At 62.2% G+C, this 15,184-nt stretch carries 16 protein-coding genes and 2 pseudogenes; 1 reads left to right on the top strand and 17 read right to left on the bottom strand.

What is annotated here, in order from left to right:
* Positions 1-990: 990 nt before the first annotated feature.
* The 6 genes and pseudogenes from FM101_RS05045 to FM101_RS05020 form a co-directional block, all read right to left on the bottom strand.
* Positions 991-1,866 (bottom strand): hypothetical protein, encoded by an 876-nt coding sequence (locus FM101_RS05045; RefSeq protein WP_143269218.1) that lies wholly within the window; start codon positions 1,864-1,866, stop codon positions 991-993.
* Between the two features lie 784 nt (positions 1,867-2,650).
* A complete protein-coding gene (locus tag FM101_RS16185; protein ID WP_086996391.1) occupies positions 2,651-2,992 on the bottom strand; it encodes a DDE-type integrase/transposase/recombinase in 342 nt (113 codons plus the stop codon).
* Positions 2,993-3,534: 542 nt separating this feature from the next.
* Positions 3,535-3,723: pseudogene (locus FM101_RS16180) on the bottom strand (transposase); the annotation flags it as partial.
* Positions 3,724-3,988: 265 nt separating this feature from the next.
* Entirely contained in the window at positions 3,989-5,407 is a 1,419-nt protein-coding gene (locus tag FM101_RS05030) for a recombinase family protein (protein WP_179204241.1), read from the bottom strand.
* Between the two features lie 17 nt (positions 5,408-5,424).
* Positions 5,425-5,679: pseudogene (locus FM101_RS05025) on the bottom strand (magnesium chelatase domain-containing protein); the annotation flags it as partial.
* Positions 5,676-6,035, bottom strand: coding sequence for a YraN family protein (locus FM101_RS05020; protein WP_086996381.1), 360 nt, complete (start codon positions 6,033-6,035; stop codon positions 5,676-5,678). The pseudogene FM101_RS05025 and the gene FM101_RS05020, both read right to left, overlap by 4 nt.
* A gap of 477 nt (positions 6,036-6,512) precedes the next feature.
* Between FM101_RS05020 and FM101_RS05015 the strand changes: the two genes are divergently transcribed.
* The gene (locus FM101_RS05015) at positions 6,513-7,481 is read left to right on the top strand and encodes an Ltp family lipoprotein (protein WP_086996378.1); all 969 of its coding nucleotides are present in this window, start codon (positions 6,513-6,515) and stop codon (positions 7,479-7,481) included.
* A gap of 45 nt (positions 7,482-7,526) precedes the next feature.
* Here FM101_RS05015 and FM101_RS05010 read toward each other — a convergent pair whose 3' ends face one another.
* From FM101_RS05010 to FM101_RS04960, 11 genes are all read right to left on the bottom strand, one after another.
* Positions 7,527-8,726: a methyltransferase gene (locus FM101_RS05010; protein ID WP_086996375.1), complete on the bottom strand. Its 1,200-nt coding sequence runs from the start codon at positions 8,724-8,726 to the stop codon at positions 7,527-7,529.
* 9 nt (positions 8,727-8,735) lie between these two features.
* Positions 8,736-9,059, bottom strand: coding sequence for a DUF2469 domain-containing protein (locus tag FM101_RS05005; RefSeq protein ID WP_086996372.1), 324 nt, complete (start codon positions 9,057-9,059; stop codon positions 8,736-8,738).
* Between the two features lie 15 nt (positions 9,060-9,074).
* Positions 9,075-9,797: a ribonuclease HII gene (locus tag FM101_RS05000; RefSeq protein WP_086996369.1), complete on the bottom strand. Its 723-nt coding sequence runs from the start codon at positions 9,795-9,797 to the stop codon at positions 9,075-9,077.
* A 3-nt stretch (positions 9,798-9,800) separates the two neighbouring features.
* Positions 9,801-10,529 carry a signal peptidase I gene (lepB, locus tag FM101_RS04995; protein ID WP_086996366.1) on the bottom strand — a complete coding sequence of 243 codons (729 nt, stop codon included), beginning with the start codon at positions 10,527-10,529 and terminating at the stop codon, positions 9,801-9,803.
* Positions 10,522-11,115, bottom strand: a complete 594-nt coding sequence (gene lepB, locus FM101_RS04990) for a signal peptidase I (protein ID WP_245806620.1) — start codon at positions 11,113-11,115, stop codon at positions 10,522-10,524. Before lepB (FM101_RS04990) ends, lepB (FM101_RS04995) begins: the two co-directional genes overlap by 8 nt.
* A 118-nt stretch (positions 11,116-11,233) precedes the next feature.
* Positions 11,234-11,590 (bottom strand): 50S ribosomal protein L19, encoded by a 357-nt coding sequence (gene rplS / locus FM101_RS04985; RefSeq protein ID WP_086996363.1) that lies wholly within the window; start codon positions 11,588-11,590, stop codon positions 11,234-11,236.
* 265 nt (positions 11,591-11,855) lie between these two features.
* On the bottom strand, positions 11,856-12,662 hold the full coding sequence (gene trmD / locus FM101_RS04980; RefSeq protein ID WP_086996360.1) for a tRNA (guanosine(37)-N1)-methyltransferase TrmD: 807 nt from the start codon (positions 12,660-12,662) through the stop codon (positions 11,856-11,858).
* A gap of 3 nt (positions 12,663-12,665) precedes the next feature.
* Positions 12,666-13,202: a ribosome maturation factor RimM gene (rimM, locus tag FM101_RS04975; RefSeq protein WP_086996357.1), complete on the bottom strand. Its 537-nt coding sequence runs from the start codon at positions 13,200-13,202 to the stop codon at positions 12,666-12,668.
* Between the two features lie 112 nt (positions 13,203-13,314).
* On the bottom strand, positions 13,315-13,557 hold the full coding sequence (locus FM101_RS04970) for an RNA-binding protein (RefSeq protein ID WP_086996354.1): 243 nt from the start codon (positions 13,555-13,557) through the stop codon (positions 13,315-13,317).
* A gap of 2 nt (positions 13,558-13,559) precedes the next feature.
* Positions 13,560-13,988, bottom strand: a complete 429-nt coding sequence (gene rpsP, locus FM101_RS04965) for a 30S ribosomal protein S16 (RefSeq protein WP_086996351.1) — start codon at positions 13,986-13,988, stop codon at positions 13,560-13,562.
* A gap of 225 nt (positions 13,989-14,213) precedes the next feature.
* Positions 14,214-15,131, bottom strand: a complete 918-nt coding sequence (locus tag FM101_RS04960; RefSeq protein ID WP_086996431.1) for a PrsW family glutamic-type intramembrane protease — start codon at positions 15,129-15,131, stop codon at positions 14,214-14,216.
* Positions 15,132-15,184 lie beyond the last annotated feature (53 nt).

Genomic DNA, 15,184 nt, shown 5'->3' with positions numbered 1-15,184 from the left:
ATGCTGCCAGAACCGCGACCCCGCAAATTAAAGTCCATCTGGCTTTGCTACCTCGGGGGGATAGCCTTAGGCGGCTTCATCGGGTGGCTACTCACGTTCGTGGTGTGCCAGTTCGTAATCGCCCTGACAGGCCAAGAAGTCGGTCTCGCCGAGAGGTTGATCTCGTCACTCATCATTGCGGCCGGCGGAGGTCTAGTTGGGCTAGTCCCGGGCACAATCCTAGGGTCAGCATTCTGGCTATTGGAAGTCCGGAATCGCTTCCGCCAGTTTGACGCAGAGACTCGCCATGCCCTCGGTGTTGAACGCGAAAACCTTCGTCAGGGGCTGCAAGCGGGCACATTAACAGTGCCTGCCGCACTCGAACAGCTGGGGCCCATTATCTAGCGCCCGCCGGTAGCGCCTCCCATAGCATGAAACGTTGCCAGACTGTAGATACCTTCGAATTTTTGCCCAGCTCCGTGTTCTCATTTAGGGCTACTGCCTATGCTGCTTTCTGCCCGCTGGACGTCTCTGTCCGCGATGGCCATCCTAGTGGTTGGGTTCCTTCGGACCGTCGCACACGCGATAGTCGGGAATGGAATGAAGCCCTGAAAGTACCGGGCCAGCGAACGACGCCATCAGGAACCATCGATCTGGACTATCCGCGATCCTTCGTTCCTGAACCCCGTCGGCAACGAATCCACCGGCGGTGTTCGATGCCTCGCGCGACCAGACAGGATACCTGGAAACCAGCTCCTAGTTCCTCCAGCTTTCCGACCGGGGTGTCTTCCTTGATGAGGAGGCTCGAAAACCCAGGATTGGGTCACCAAGTCGACCCATGATTCCGAGACCGGAGTTGGACACCCACAGTTCGGCGGCTGCCATCTTGTCGGGAAGCCTGATCGAGTCGAGATCACTGCCTAGACGAGGGGCGATGAAGGTGTTGAAGTTGGCACGAGTGGATGCCGTTGAGAACTCCTTGCGGTCCTTCGGCTTGGTCTGGAGAATTCGTTATTCCATTGGTGGCGGTCCACTCATACGGTCATCATCGAATCTGCGGTTAATGTCCCTGAAATCTTCATGTCCGGAGGCCTTGTAGGACCGTGCGGTGGGAGCGACGAGTGGGGTGAGCTTCATCTGGGAAAGACGCTTCACCGTGGGGGAGGTCTTACGCTCCAGCTCTTGATCGAGAGTGACCTTTAGCCTAGCGGCGAGAATTTCTCGGCGAATGGTGTCAAATACCTCGTCGTTACGCGGTATTTTGGGCACAGCGCGTCCTTGAGTCCCTTTGCTTGCGCTAGATTCCAGCAGGCCCGCCAAGACGTCATACGTTAGTTTTTGCGACTGTTTCTTGAGCTTCTCAAGAGACTCAATTGTTGCTTGGTCATAGCTGAGTAGCGACTTTATCTCCTCTGTGGTGAGATCTTTCTGCCTACGAGCTCCCTCAATAAGTTGCTCAATGCCTTCGTCTTCCATTTCGGTGGAAGTTGCCTTGAAGACTGTATAAAGCAACTCTTTGTCGTGAGGACCCGCTAGCTCACTCCGAGCAAGAAGATCGAGCATCCCGGCCCCGTAACCGTACATTGCAGTATTTTCTGATGCAGCGGCTTCAAGGGCCCATTGAGTACGGCGCCACCATTCGGATCTGGAATCTGCTTCTGACTTTTGAGTTAGATTCGACTCATGCGACGAAATTTGGGCCTCTAGTGCCGCCCGCTGTTGCTTCAAGTTCCTATACCCGATCACTGCAGCCACAAAAGCCGCGGTCAGGGCAACGAGAGGTGTAATTGCCGCGAGTTCAGCCCATGCAGACGGTTCGGTGGGCGCCATGTTGTTTAGAGCCTCAATAACCCTGTCGGCTATGTCCTGTATCTGCTTTTCATTCACCGTTTTGACTCTACTCTTTCATACAGCCAGCAAAGCCTGGCTATGCGTACTAGATGTCTTCTGCATCTGGCCGTGCATCGTCGTAGCTGTGAACCCGAGCCGCCGACAATTGACGTAAACCTGCGCATTGGCGAGTAACCCGAGTAGGCCCGTATCGCCCCTTTGCGGTCGTCGAGTATTTTAGACAGTTTCATAGTGTTTTTTTTACGCGGCCAGGGGTTCCTGAACACGACTCTGATGGCTGGACAGGGCCTTGCTGGTGGGATACCTCCGGCCCGGCGATTCGGTCTTCTGCGGTTGTACCAGGGATCGATGTAGTCCACGATCGCGCGCCAGGCAGCGATGCGGGTGGCGAAGCGTTCGTGGTGGTCGAATGTTAATACGGCGCTTCGGATAGCGCATGTGTAACGAAGCGGTAGCAGGTGCGCGGGCATCGGGTAGTGCTGTGGCGAAGGTTTCCGGCATAGACGCCTCCACCCGGCAGTCACCCTTGGCCGTGGCCGAATGTCGAAGGACCCCGCTCATGAACTGCTACCGCCAGATGCTTGCCGTGCTTTCGCAAAGGCGCCCCCAACCGGCAGAATGAAACGATGGCCGCTTGTTCGCGCCGAGGTCGTCAAGGCCTGGCGCATGCTCTTCGACAAGCATCGGTGCACGCGGGAGCAGAGCGAATTGCTCACCGTGAGAGACCTCGACTTCCCTTTTATCGATGGCAAGAAAATGCTATCCGATACCCGTGCCGGCGCTACCGGACGTCTACACAAGCGCTATCTGAAGCGCCATCTTAACAGTAGAACTCGGTCTTCAAACGCGAGAAGAAGTTCTCTGTCACGAAATTATCCCAGCACACCCCCACGGCACCCAGGGACTGGGCGATTCCGTTACCCGAACACCATGTCTGAAACTTCTCGGACGTATATTGAGCCCCTCTGACGCTGGGAAAAATGGTCCCCAGGCCGGCGAACTGGCCGTTGTTCCGCGCCATCCTCAGCGCCGAGGTGCACAGGCTCGCCCGCATGTGATCGGCCATCGACCAGCCGATCGCCATGCCCGTGCAGAGATAGATCACAATAGCCAGGAGTAGCCATCCCTCACCAGTTCGCAGATAGATGATGTCCCCGACCAGCCGGGTGCCGGGGGGGCTCTACCGGGAAATCTTTGCCTCCGTTCTCATCGAGCATGAGGTTCCCGATGTGGGAGGTCTTGGCCTGCGGATCCTGCACGGTTGCGGCCTTCCAGGCCTCCGTACGCACCGCACGCAGGCCATTGGCCCGCATGTTCCGCCCCGACGGTCGGGGCCGAGACCTTGGTCCCGGCGGCGTTGAGCATCAAGGTCAGTTGATCTCGTCCGGCGCACTGTTTTTCCTTGCTGAACAGCGTGGTCACTGCCTCGGTAAGCTGCTCGGGACGGATAGCCCGCGTCGTCGGGCCCGCAGGGCGGCGCCAACGGTAGAACGATGCCCTGGAGACCTTCAGCGCCCGGCATAGCCAGTCGATGGAGTGGTTGGCCTTCTCTGCTTCGATGTACTCGTAGAAGTCCTCTACTTCTGCTTCGCGGCAAAGAAGGCGCTGACTTTTCCCAGGAACTTGACCTCGGCCTTCAGCTTCGCATTCTCTGCCAGTGCTTTCTCGTGTTCGCCCCAAAGCACCGGGCTTCTGGCTACTGGCTTCTGGCTTGGGCGGTGTAGGTCGTCCCGGGTTTGACAAGCTGTATCGGCGCACCCAGTTGCCCAGGGTGCTTGGCTTCACCCCGGTTTCGCTGGCAACTTGGTTCACCAAGCGATCCGATCCCAGGACGAGACGGACAGATTCTTCACGGAACGCTGGATCGTAATTCTTCTTGCTGCTGACGGGCATCTGAAACGAGGGATCCAATCAAGCTGCCTCACAAAACCATACGGCCGCACAATGCCTAAGAACGAGCAATTGGGCATGCCTTACGGCCGAGTCAGTGAGCCCAAACACAGTTAGGGTCCCGGAAAAGCGGTGCTGAAGACCAAATTCAAGGCTCATTGAGACGAAGGGTGCCTCAGTCGAAGTGAGCAACAGCCGGCAATATGTGCTTTAGTCGAGTGGGATGGACACGATCGCGTCTATGAGTGGCAGAGGTCGAGTCGACCTACTACTTCCACTTAAGGTCTATGAAGTCTGCGCTAAAATATGGGGTTCCCGGTTTGTGTCCAACTGGCCGTCCCCTTGGGGCTGTCAGAGCGCGCACCTCGAGAAGTAGGGCGACGACCGCGCGCTGCTTCTCCACATTGGCGTCAAGAAAACGTCGCGCCGGGTCCGAAGCAGTGGCGAACTCTTGCAACACGCTAGTTCGTCCCAAGCGTTCCAGTTCGAATTCGTCACCGGCGATGTCGTGCTCAAGTTTCATTGTCGCCAGTCGCGTCTGCTGTCCCGTCAACAGCCCTTCGGCATAGTCCGTACCCAGCTGCGCCGTCCGCGTCCGCAGCATCCGAAGATTGGCTTTGAGTACCTCGACGCGTTCGGCGTCGATTGCTGCGACCGGCAGAAGACCCCGGAGATCGGGCTTCGAGAGACGCAGGGCAATAACCTCCCGGACGAAGGCGTCCATACCCGCTTGGTCGCGGTGAATATGTTTGCCGGAGCTACACCGATAGACCGTGCGTCTAGGTCTGCCCACTCCCCCAGTGCTAGCGGGTCGCAGGACTCGCCCACAGACCCCGCAGCGGTACAGGTGTGATCCCAACCAGCGGACGGCCGATGAAGTCTGTGTGCGCCGCGATGGATCTTCGAGGATGCCACGCACGGTACGCCAGACGTCTTCCGTGAGAATCGGCGCCCATTCCGCTTCGACGGTCCCAGCCGGGTCCGCAAATCCCGCGTTCCGGGGGCGTATAAGAATACGCCGCAGGGCAATCTGGTGCATCAGTTGGGGCTTCTTCGCAGACGAGGTCGTAAATCCGGATTCTGCAAGCTCCCGGGCCAAGCTGTTCAGGCTCCGTCCCTCGATCACCTGACGTGCGGCCCAACGGATAGCCTCTGCCTCCCTCTCTTCGATGGTAAAACCATCCACTTTGTATCCGAACGGACGCGGGCCACCCAACCATTTGCCGGCGGCTCGTGCTTCCTTTTTGGCACGCTGAACTCGCTCGGCTATCCGCTCCGCTTCCGCCGCATCCCAAGCGGCGTAGGTCCTGGCGATTGCTCGACCATCAGCCGTCGTGAAGTTCGCATCGCCAGAATTGACTGTTCGAACCTGGACTGGGTGTTTGGATTCGGTTAGTCGAATAAGTTCCTCCCATTCCGCTGGACGACGAGTGAGACGACTGTTCGTGTAGGCCAGGATCGCCCCGAATTGACCGTTTCCCGCGGCATCAAGCATGGCACGGTACTGGGGTCTCTTTTTTCGGCTGTGCTTGCTGGCTCCAAAGTCGTTGTCCTTGTAAACAGCCACCACCTCGTAGCCGTATCGTTCTGCCAAGGCTCGACAGTCGGCTTCCTGACGCTCGACACCGGCTTCTTGGCCGGCTTTGTCTCTGGAAATCCTGACGTAGATCGCGGCTTGTTCTCCCATAAACGTCATACTATATGTAATGCCAGATCGAAGGAGGATCCCCGTTTGGGCAGCGAAGCCGGAGTGAGGTTCACGGTGATGCGTCGCGGACACAGCGGCACTCCCGAATTGCGGGCCGCAGAGCGGATCCGGTCACGGGCTTCGATCAAGGAGGCATCGGGCAGCCCCAACAGCACGAAGGCGGGCAGCCCTCCGCCCAGATCGGCCTCGACGTCGATGATGTGACCGTTCAAACCGACCAGGGACACCCCGGCGGCCCTGCCCAGGCTCATGGGGTGACTTCCTTGAAATAGGCGACCCGGTGGTGTTGCCCCGGGACCGCGATAATGGCGATGACATCGACTCGGCGCCGCCGTCGGGGTTGGCCCGCCGCACGACACCACGCGCTAGCCAATCGATGCAGCCGTCGCAGCTTCACCGCATCCACCGCCTCGGCCGGATGACCGAAGCCGAGCCCCGAACGGGTTTTCACTTCCACGGCCACCAGGGTGCCGGCGTCGTCCGCGACGATGTCTATTTCGCCGATCGGGCACCGCCAATTCATGGCCACCACGTGGATGCCTCGCCCCATCAGGTATTGAGCGGCCAACACTTCCCCGCGTTGACCCAGCTCCTGGTTATGTCCCATGACCCACCTCCGCCTCTACTCTGGGCGGCAGGTGTGTTGGGTCGACCTGACGGGTCGGCAGCTGTGGACGCGGGGTTCAGGGCAGTACCTGTGGAGGACTCACACGAAGCTGAGGGAACGGGCGAAAACAACGAACATGATTCCGCGGCGAGGCTTGTCAAGTCACCGGTGGGCCCGGGCGGGCGTTCCCCTCGGTTGCCGCCTGAAATGCCGGTTGTGGTCATAAACCTGCGACATCAAGTCATTTTACAAAGCCAATGGATTTGCCGCCAAAAATCTGTGTATTATCCGTTGGACGGGCATCGACGCCCGCGGCGTCCTGGGGGGAACAAAAATGCTGGTGACTTGTGGTTGGCGAGAGATCTCGCTTCCGGGGCACGCGCGCCGCATCGGTCCTCCCGGTGACGCGCCCAGTCTCGCACCCATCCCGCACGATACGTATCGCACGTCGGTCAGGTGTCCCCTGAAAGGACTCTCATGAGCCAAACTCCCAACTTCGCGCCCTATCCGCCAGCCAATGGTTATGGTTACGGCCAACCTCAGCAGAGCTCGAAATCCTTCCTTGCCACCTGGCTGCTCTCGCTTCTGCTGGGGATGTTCGGTGTGGATAGGTTCTATCTGGGCAAAGTCGGGACAGGGATTCTCAAGCTGATCACCTTTGGTGGTCTGGGTGTCTGGGCTCTGGTCGATCTCATCCTCGTACTGGCGAATAGAACCCGCGATAAGCGCGGTCTCCCGTTGGAAGGCTACGACCAGCACAAGAAGGTGGCACTGATCGTTACCCTCGCCCTCTTCGCTCTGAGTATCATCATCAACGTGGCCGGTGGCGGCACCGCTTCCGTGCCCGGCCCAGCCGATTCGGCGCCGAATGCTTCGGCACAAGCCGTAGCTCAGGCGGCCGACGATGAGGCGGCCCAGGAGAAGGCCGACGTTGAGGCATCCCAGAAGGCGAAGGACGAGGCAGCTCGGGAAAAGGCTGACGCCGAAGCGTCTGCGAAGGCGGAGGCTGATGCAGCGCAGGAGAAGGCAGCCGCGGAAAAGGCCGAGGCCACGGCTTCGAAGAAGGCCAAGGCTGAAGCTGCCGAAAAGAAGGCAGATGCCTCCAAGAAGGCCAAGGCAGAAGCAGCCGCGCAAAAGAAAGCCGAAGCTGCGGCTGGCACGACCAGCCAGCAGAACGCTCAGCGGGCCGCTGAAAGCTACCTCGATTACACGGCCTTCTCCCAACCAGGGCTGATCGAACAATTGGTCTTCGAAAAGTATTCGAAAGCCGATGCCACCTGGGCCGTGAACCGGCTGACCGTTGATTGGAACGAACAGGCTGCCCAAGCAGCAGAGAATTACCTCGATTACACGGCGTTCTCCCGTTCCGGGCTGATCGAGCAACTGGTCTTCGAGGGATACACCCCGGCGCAGGCCAAATATGGAGTCAGCAAGACCGGCCTCTAGCTCAGAGCTCCCGCCCGAGCCTGCCTCGAACCTCAGGTCGTGTCACTAGGCGGCAATGAGCCGCCAGAGGGACGTGATTTCGGCAGATCGTGCCTCATGGAACGGGTCCTCGCGGTCCAGGGCGCGGCGATGGCTGGGTTTCACGTCGCTGCGCCCGGCAACCTGCAGCCCGGCGGCGGCGATCCAGCCCAGGAGCTCGTCCCGGCTACGCAGCCCCAGATGCTCTGCAAGATCCGAGATCACCAACCAGCCTTCACCTCCGGGTTCCAGATGCTCCGGCAGTCCGGTCAGGAAGGCACGGAGCATCCGGGACTTGGGGTCGTAGACGGCCTGATCGAGCAGGGTGTTCGCACTACCGGGAAGCCACGGCGGATTACAGACCACCAGGCCGGCACGCCGGCCGGTGGGGAACAAATCGGTCTGCTCCAACTCGACGGTCTCGCCTACTCCCAGCCGGTCTAGGTTCTCCCGGGCGCAGGCAATGGCCCGGGCGGAAAGGTCGGTGGCAACGATCCGTTTCATGCCTCGTCGGGCGAGGATCGCTGCGATCACTCCGGTTCCCGTGCCGATGTCGAAGGCCGTGTCGGTCTCGGGCAAGGTTTCGCCGGCGACCAAGTCCAGGTATTCCCCGCGGATCGGGGCGAAGGTGCCGTAATGCGGGTGGATGGGAGCGTCCAGCGCGGGGACGTGGACTCCCCGCGCCCTCCACTGTTCGGCTCCCAGCACCCCCAGCAGGTCCTGCAGGGGGATGACGGAGGCTTCGGTGATGGGGCCGTGGGCGTGGGTCCAGGCCGTGGCGATCTCGGGGCCGCGGCGCAGGTCCACCGACGGTCCGGGGGCCAGCGGGACCAGGACCGAGGCCAACATCCGCGAACGTCGGGAGCGGGCCTGACGGTGCCGGTAGAACTCGGCTCCGACATCTGGCTCGCGTTCTGCCTGGGTGCCGGTCGCACGTTTTGCGGGGCGGGGGCCGGGGATCCGCCGTCCGAGGGCGCTGAGCAGTTGACGGGCGTTATGGTAATCCCCGGTCCAGAGCATCGCGGTGCCCCGGTGGGCCATCCGGTAGGCGTCTTCGGCCGTCAACGTATCGTCGACGACCCGGATCTGTAGGGGGGCGGGGCCGCTACCGAACCAACGGGCGGTGCCCTGTGTTCCGCCGTCGTCCCAGCTGAGCAGTGGTGGTTCCGGGAGAACGAGTTCGAGCGGGCCTGAGACGTCCCGGACGGGGGTGGGTTGGTCTTTCATGGCGGCGGCCTAGCTGCCCAGGCCGGCATCCTTGGTGGTCAGTTCCCCGGTTTCGGCGAGTTCTTCGACGTTGACGTCCTTGAAGGTAATGACCCTGACGTTTTTCACGAATCGGGCCGAACGGTAGACGTCCCAGACCCAAGCGTCCTTGAGGGTGACGTCGAAATAGACTTCGCCGTCGGCCGAGCGGATCTGGAGGTCGACCTCGTTGGCAAGGTAGAACCGTCGTTCGGTTTCCACGACATAGGTGAACAGGTTCACCACATCGCGGTATTCGCGGTAGAGCTGCAGCTCCATATCCGTCTCATAGTTCTCGAGATCGTCGGCGCTCATGGTTCCTCCCTGGGTCTAACGGGTTGCCGCCGGCGCCGTCAGCCGCCAGCTGCAGCGGTGGTAGTCGGTGGCACCGTGTTCGACGATGGCCTGGCGGTGGGCTGCCGTTCCGTAGCCCTTATTGATCGCCCACCCATAGTGGGGCTCCAGTTCATCATAGGTGGCCATGAGGGTGTCGCGTTCCACTTTGGCCAAGACCGAGGCTGCGGCCACCGAAAGGCAGAGCAGGTCCCCCTTGATCTGGGTGCTCACCCGGGCGTCGGAAGCGTCGAAGGGGTACGACGGCGCTGTGGCACCGGTGCCCTGGCCCAGCAGTGCAGGTTGTCCGGGGGCCGTCAACCAGTCGTGGCTGCCATCGAGCAACACGGCGTGGGGCCGCGCCGATTCGGCGAGGTTCGCCCAGGCCCGGTTTCCGGCGAGGCGCAGGGCGCCGACGATGCCCAGCTCGTCGATTTCGGTCGCTGCCGCATGGCCCACACCCCAGCCGGCGGCCCATTCCCGGATCACCGGGACGAGGGCTTCGCGAGTGGCGACCTTGAGAAGTTTGGAGTCCCTGACGTCCTCGAGCAGTCCGGCGGTCGCCGGGTCGATGACGACCATGCCCACGCTGACGGGACCTGCCAGGGCTCCGCGGCCGACCTCGTCGCAACCGCCGATGAGTTGGTTTCCTCCGCCGCCCAGGGCAGTAGCCAGGGCGAGTTCGGTGTCCAGGGTCGGGGCGGGGGTCCGGTGGGCCATGGGTTAGTGGCCTGATTCGTTGGGGACGTCGGCGAAGACTTCGTGGTGTCCGTCGATGGTTCCGAAGCGGTCCAGGGGCCAGGCACGCAGGACCGCCTTGCCTTCGATGGAGTCCGTATCGATGAATCCGTCCTGGATATCCGGGTGGAAGCGTGAATCGGCGGAGGCGTTGCGGTGGTCCCCCATGACCCAGGCCTTGCCTGCGGGCACGGTGACCTTGAAGGACTCCTCCGAGGGGGCTGCTCCGGGGTAAATATAGGGCTCCGTGATGGGCTCCCCGTTGACGATCAGGCGCCCGTCCTCGGAGCAGCATTCCACGGTGTCCCCCGGCATGCCGATGAGGCGTTTAACCAGATGCTGGTCTGCGGTGTTGGGGAGCAGGCCGACGAAGGTCATCGCCTCGGTCACCGGGTTGGTGGGGGTCGGCGGGGTCTCGCCCAGCCAGCCTAGATCGTCGTTGAAGACGACGACGTCGCCGCGGTGCAGGTCGAAGGGGCCGGGGATCAGCAGGTTCACGAAGATCCTGTCGTTGATCTCCAGGGTCTGCTCCATGGAGCCCGAGGGGATGTAGAAGGCGCGGAAGAAAAAGGTTTTGATGACGAAGGAGAGCACCAGCGCAATGCCGACCACGATGAGGAATTCGCGGACCCACCCCCAGACGGGGTTCCGGGGGTGCCTGACGGGCGCACCGCCGTCGTCCCCGGCCGGTCCTACCGCCTGCTGCTCATTCACGTGGTGCCTTTCCCTCGATATGCCGCGCCGCGCCCATGGGCCAGATCACCCGCTCCACCCGTCCGATGACTCGTTCCTCGGGGATCATTCCTCCCCCGGGTGCCCCCAGCAGGGAGCGGGAATCGGCCGAAACCGAACGGTGGTCGCCCATGACCCAGATCCTGCTTTCGGGGACGACGGCGGTGAACTCCTGTTCGCTGGCTGCGTCCCCGGCGAAAAGGTAGGGCTCGTGGAGCGGTTCCCCGTTGAGCAGTAGCCGTCCGTCCTTGTCACAACAGCTTAGGGTGTCTCCGCCGACGGCGATGACACGTTTGACGAAGGCCGTGTCGTCCCCCGAGACACGCAGCGCCCGCAGCACATCATCCAGCGGGCTGGCCCGTTGGTAGGGCAGCAGGGATCCGCGGCCATCGAAGACCAGGACGTCCCCGCGTTGCGGCGGATCCTGGTGGTAGGCGGTCCGGTTCACCAGCAGTCCCTCGCCGGGTTCCAAGGTGGTTTCCATGGAGTCGGAGCCAATGTAGTAGAAGTCCACCAGCGTGGCCCGCACGATGATCGCTGCGACGGCGGCGACCATCAGTGCGCCCACGACAAGGCGCCAGCCCCGAAAACGGGACCGGCGCCTGCTCCGCCCGCTCGGCGAAGCGTGCGGGACGGATGATGTCTTCACGATCATGGACGGGACGAATTCGTCCCGACGCACGGCTCTACTTGGAGCCGAACTCGCGCTTTTCCTTGATGCGTGCAGCCTTGCCGTGACGATCGCGCATGTAGTACAGCTTCGCGCGACGCACGTCACCGCGGGAGACGACCTCGATCTTTTCGACGATCGGCGAGTGCACCGGGAAGGTACGCTCCACGCCGACGCCGAAGGTCACCTTGCGCACGGTGAACGTCTCGCCCACACCGTGGCCCTGGCGGCCCAAGACGTAGCCCTGGAAGACCTGAACACGAGTGTTCTTGCCTTCAACGATGTTCACGTGCACCTTGAGGGTGTCACCGGTCCGGAAGTCCGGAATGTCGTTACGCAGCGAGGCTGCGTTAACTGAGTCGAGAATATGCATCTGGTGCTTCTCCTTGGGCGGATGCCACAGGTCACCCACCTTCGACACGTTCTCACGGCCGCGATACGAGGAAAGCGGAAACCGTGGAAACGGAGTGTGGTGAACCGACCAACACGTCTGTGTTCGTCGGCGCTCTGACTGTTGGCGCACTCCCCCTGTGGCAGGAGCGCACCCAGTAGACGCAAGGTCCCATTTTGCCATACGCATCCCCGCGGTGGTTAATCCCGTGCCGGCCCGGAGCGTGCTGTCGGGGATCCTGGCCTGGTTAGTCCGCGGGGCGAGCCACGACGCAGCCGTCTTCGATCATGAAGCCCGCATGCCACAGGGTGTCGCGGTCGCGCCGGTTCAGGGAATCGGGGTCCAGCGCCCGGATCAGGTCGGGGCGGCGTTCGGCGGTGAGTTCGAGCTGCCAGGCCCGGCGGGTCCGGGCAATGAGAGCGTGGTTGCCGTTGAGGAGTACCTCGGGGACGTCGCGGCCCTCCCAGCTGGACGGTTTGGTGTAGACGGGGTATTCGAGCAACCCGTCGGAGTGGGATTCCTCGACCAAGGATTCGGGGTTGCCCACGACTCCGGGGACCAGGCGGCCAATCGCCTCCACCATGGCCAGCACGGCAACTTCTCCCCCGTTCAGGACATAGTCGCCGAGGCTGACGGGGCGGACCTCGTAGTGTTCGGCGGCGAATTCATAGACCCGCTCGTCGATGCCTTCGTAACGTCCGCAGGCAAAGACCAGATGTTCGCGTTCGGACAGTTCCCGGGCCATGGCCTGGGTGAAGACCTCTCCAGCGGGTGAGGGGATCAGCAAGAGGGGCCGGGAAGAATCGGCGTGCTGTGCTCCTGACTCGGCTCCGGCGATCGAGGAAAGCGCTTCGGCCCAGGGGCCGGGTTTCATCACCATGCCGGCTCCCCCGCCGTAGGGGGTGTCGTCGACGGTGCGGTGACGGTCGTGGGTATGGTCGCGCAGATCGTGGATCCGCACGTCGAGTAGGGCCTCCCGCCGGGCCTTGCCGATCAGCGAGATATCCAGTGCCTGCAGGTATTCGGGAAAGATGCTGACGACGTCGATGCGCATGCCCTAGGCCTGGCCCTCCTCGGCGCCCTGCGCCCGATTGAGCGTGAAGAGCCCGTCCGGCGGGGTGAGCCGGATAAAGCCGGCCTCGGGGTCGACCTCGGGGACGATGGCTTCAACGAAGGGGACGAGGACTTCGGCGCCTTCGGTGTCTTCGATGACCAGGAGGTCCTGGGCGTCGTTGGTGCGTAGTCCGGTCACCGTGCCGACGGCTTCCTCGCCGATGCGGGCCGTGAGGCCGACCAGCTCATGCTCATACCAGGCGTCCTCATCGTCTTCTTCAAGGTCCGCTGTTTCGAGGAACAGCAGGGATCCGCGCATGGTCTCTGCGGTGTTGCGGTCGGGGATCTCCTCGAAGGCAACCAGCAGGATTTCCTTATTCCAGCGCGCCCCCTCCACGGTCAGGTACTTGGCCGGGGAGGATTCGACGTCGAAGACGGTTCCCGGTTCGAAGCGTGCGTCGGGGTCGTCGGTCATGAGCTGGACGGTGACCTCCCCCCGGATTCCGTGAGGCTTGCCGATGCGTGCGACCTGGAGGCGCATGGTGACTCCTTGAGACGGGAACGTCTGCAACGTTCCGACGATGTGTTTAAAGCGCGCGGCCCCGCACCGGTGTACGGTGCGGGGCCGGCGGGGTGAAACTCTGCGACCGGGCCTAGCGGCGTCGGTCGGTGTCGACCACGTCGACGCGGACCGGTTCGCCGTCCGACAGGGCCGCTACCACGGTGCGCAATGCGCGGGCGGTACGTCCCTGACGGCCAATGACCCGCCCGAGGTCGTCGGGGTGGACCCGGACCTCGAGCGTGTCGCCTCGGCGGTTGGCCTTCTGCTCCACGGCGACGTCCTCCGGGGAGTCGACGATGCCGCGGACCAAGTGATCGAGAGCTTCAACGAGCATTTCTACTCAGCCTCGGTGGCTTCTGCCTTCTCGGCCTCGGCTTCCGCGGCGGGTGCTTCTTCTGTCTTATCGGCCTTCTTGGTGATGGCCTCGGGCAGGATGACCGAAGACTTCTCGGGAGCGACGTACGCTTCCTTGGCGGTCTTGGTCTTCAAGGTGCCTTCCTGGCCCTCGATGCCCTTATGCTTCTGCCAATCACCGGTGATCTTCAGCAGTGCGGCAACCTGCTCGGTCGGCTGGGCGCCGACGGAGAGCCAGTAGCCAACACGCTCGGAGTTGACCTCGATGAACGAGGGCTCCTCGGTGGGCTGGTATTTGCCGACCTCTTCGATGGCATAACCGTCGCGCTTGGCGCGGGAGTCCATGATGACGATGCGGTAGGACGGTGCGCCCTTTTTGCCGAGGCGCTTGAGTCGAATCTTAACGGCCACTGTAGTGGTCACTCCTGTATCTAATACTGGGCGATCCCGCGTTTCTGCACCCGTGGGGCGGGCCATACTGCGAAGGGTCTGAGGACAAGATGCACACGCGGAGAGAGGGGCCACGTCGATCGAGTACCTTGCCATTATGCCAGAACGCGGCGCGCGACGCGACCCATCGTTCAGACGGGCGAGCCGTAGCCGCACGGCGGGTTGGTGGAAGCGGGTGCTGGCAGGTCAGCGCATGGAGCGGTCGGCGGATTCCTGCTCCCTGCGAGTCCCGTGGCGCACTGATAGTCGCAGCCAGTTGATCCCGATAAGGGCAATGATCACCATTCCTCCGATATACATCAGCAATGAGATGAAGGCGACCTCGGGAGCCACCGATGGGGGCAGATGACCGTAGGTGAGCTCAAATCTGACGGTTCCGGTGAAGAGAACGGCGAGGAAGGAACTCAGCGGTCCGATCAGGTCCCAAAGGGAATGAAGTGCCGAGACGCCGACGAAGGTCAGGATCAGTCTCAAGACGGGCCGGCCGGGCCGCCTCAGGGAAAAGAGTGCGGCACCGAGGATGGCCGTCCACAGGATGTGCCCCACGGGAGAGAGGGCTGCCCGCAGGACCTCCGTCTCCAGAAGAGAGGTGAGGTTGATGGTGTTTTGGCCCAATGCTGCGTTGAAGGCGTATCCCGCGGACTCGAAGGCCGCGAAGCCTGCCCCAACCACCGCACCCAGCGATGCTCCCAAACCCGCCGTGCGCCGGGTGATCCCGCGAGCGGCAATGGCCAAGATCAGGAGCTTGACGAACTCTTCAATGAACCCCACCAGGGCGAACTGGAGGGCTGATTTACCGAGGTCTACCTCGAGGAGGGAAGCCCCCAAGACACCGAAGACCCCGCCGATGAAGAAGGCCGAGAATAAGCGGACCGGCGATAAAACGCCTTCCTGTCGGGCTCCCACGAACAGGACCACCACGAAGGGGACCAAGAAACTCCCCAACAGGATCAGCGTGGGGATCAGATTGGTGTTCTCTGTGCGGGCGGTGACGACGATGGTGAGGATCCACAAGACGACTCCGCCCAGAAGCACCTTCCACCAATACCCGTGTAGGCCCGGGCTCGAATCCCGTGAGGCTTCGACCACCGTTACGCCCCCCATCTTGCCGACCAAGCCGGGTGTTAGAGCCGCTCACGACTCGTGAAGATCCACCG

This window comes from Arthrobacter rhombi (genome assembly GCF_900163545.1).
Lineage (GTDB): Bacteria > Actinomycetota > Actinomycetes > Actinomycetales > Micrococcaceae > Arthrobacter_H > Arthrobacter_H rhombi_A.
The sequence above is the reverse complement of the archived record's forward strand: the minus strand, read 5'-3'. Positions and strand labels throughout refer to the sequence as shown.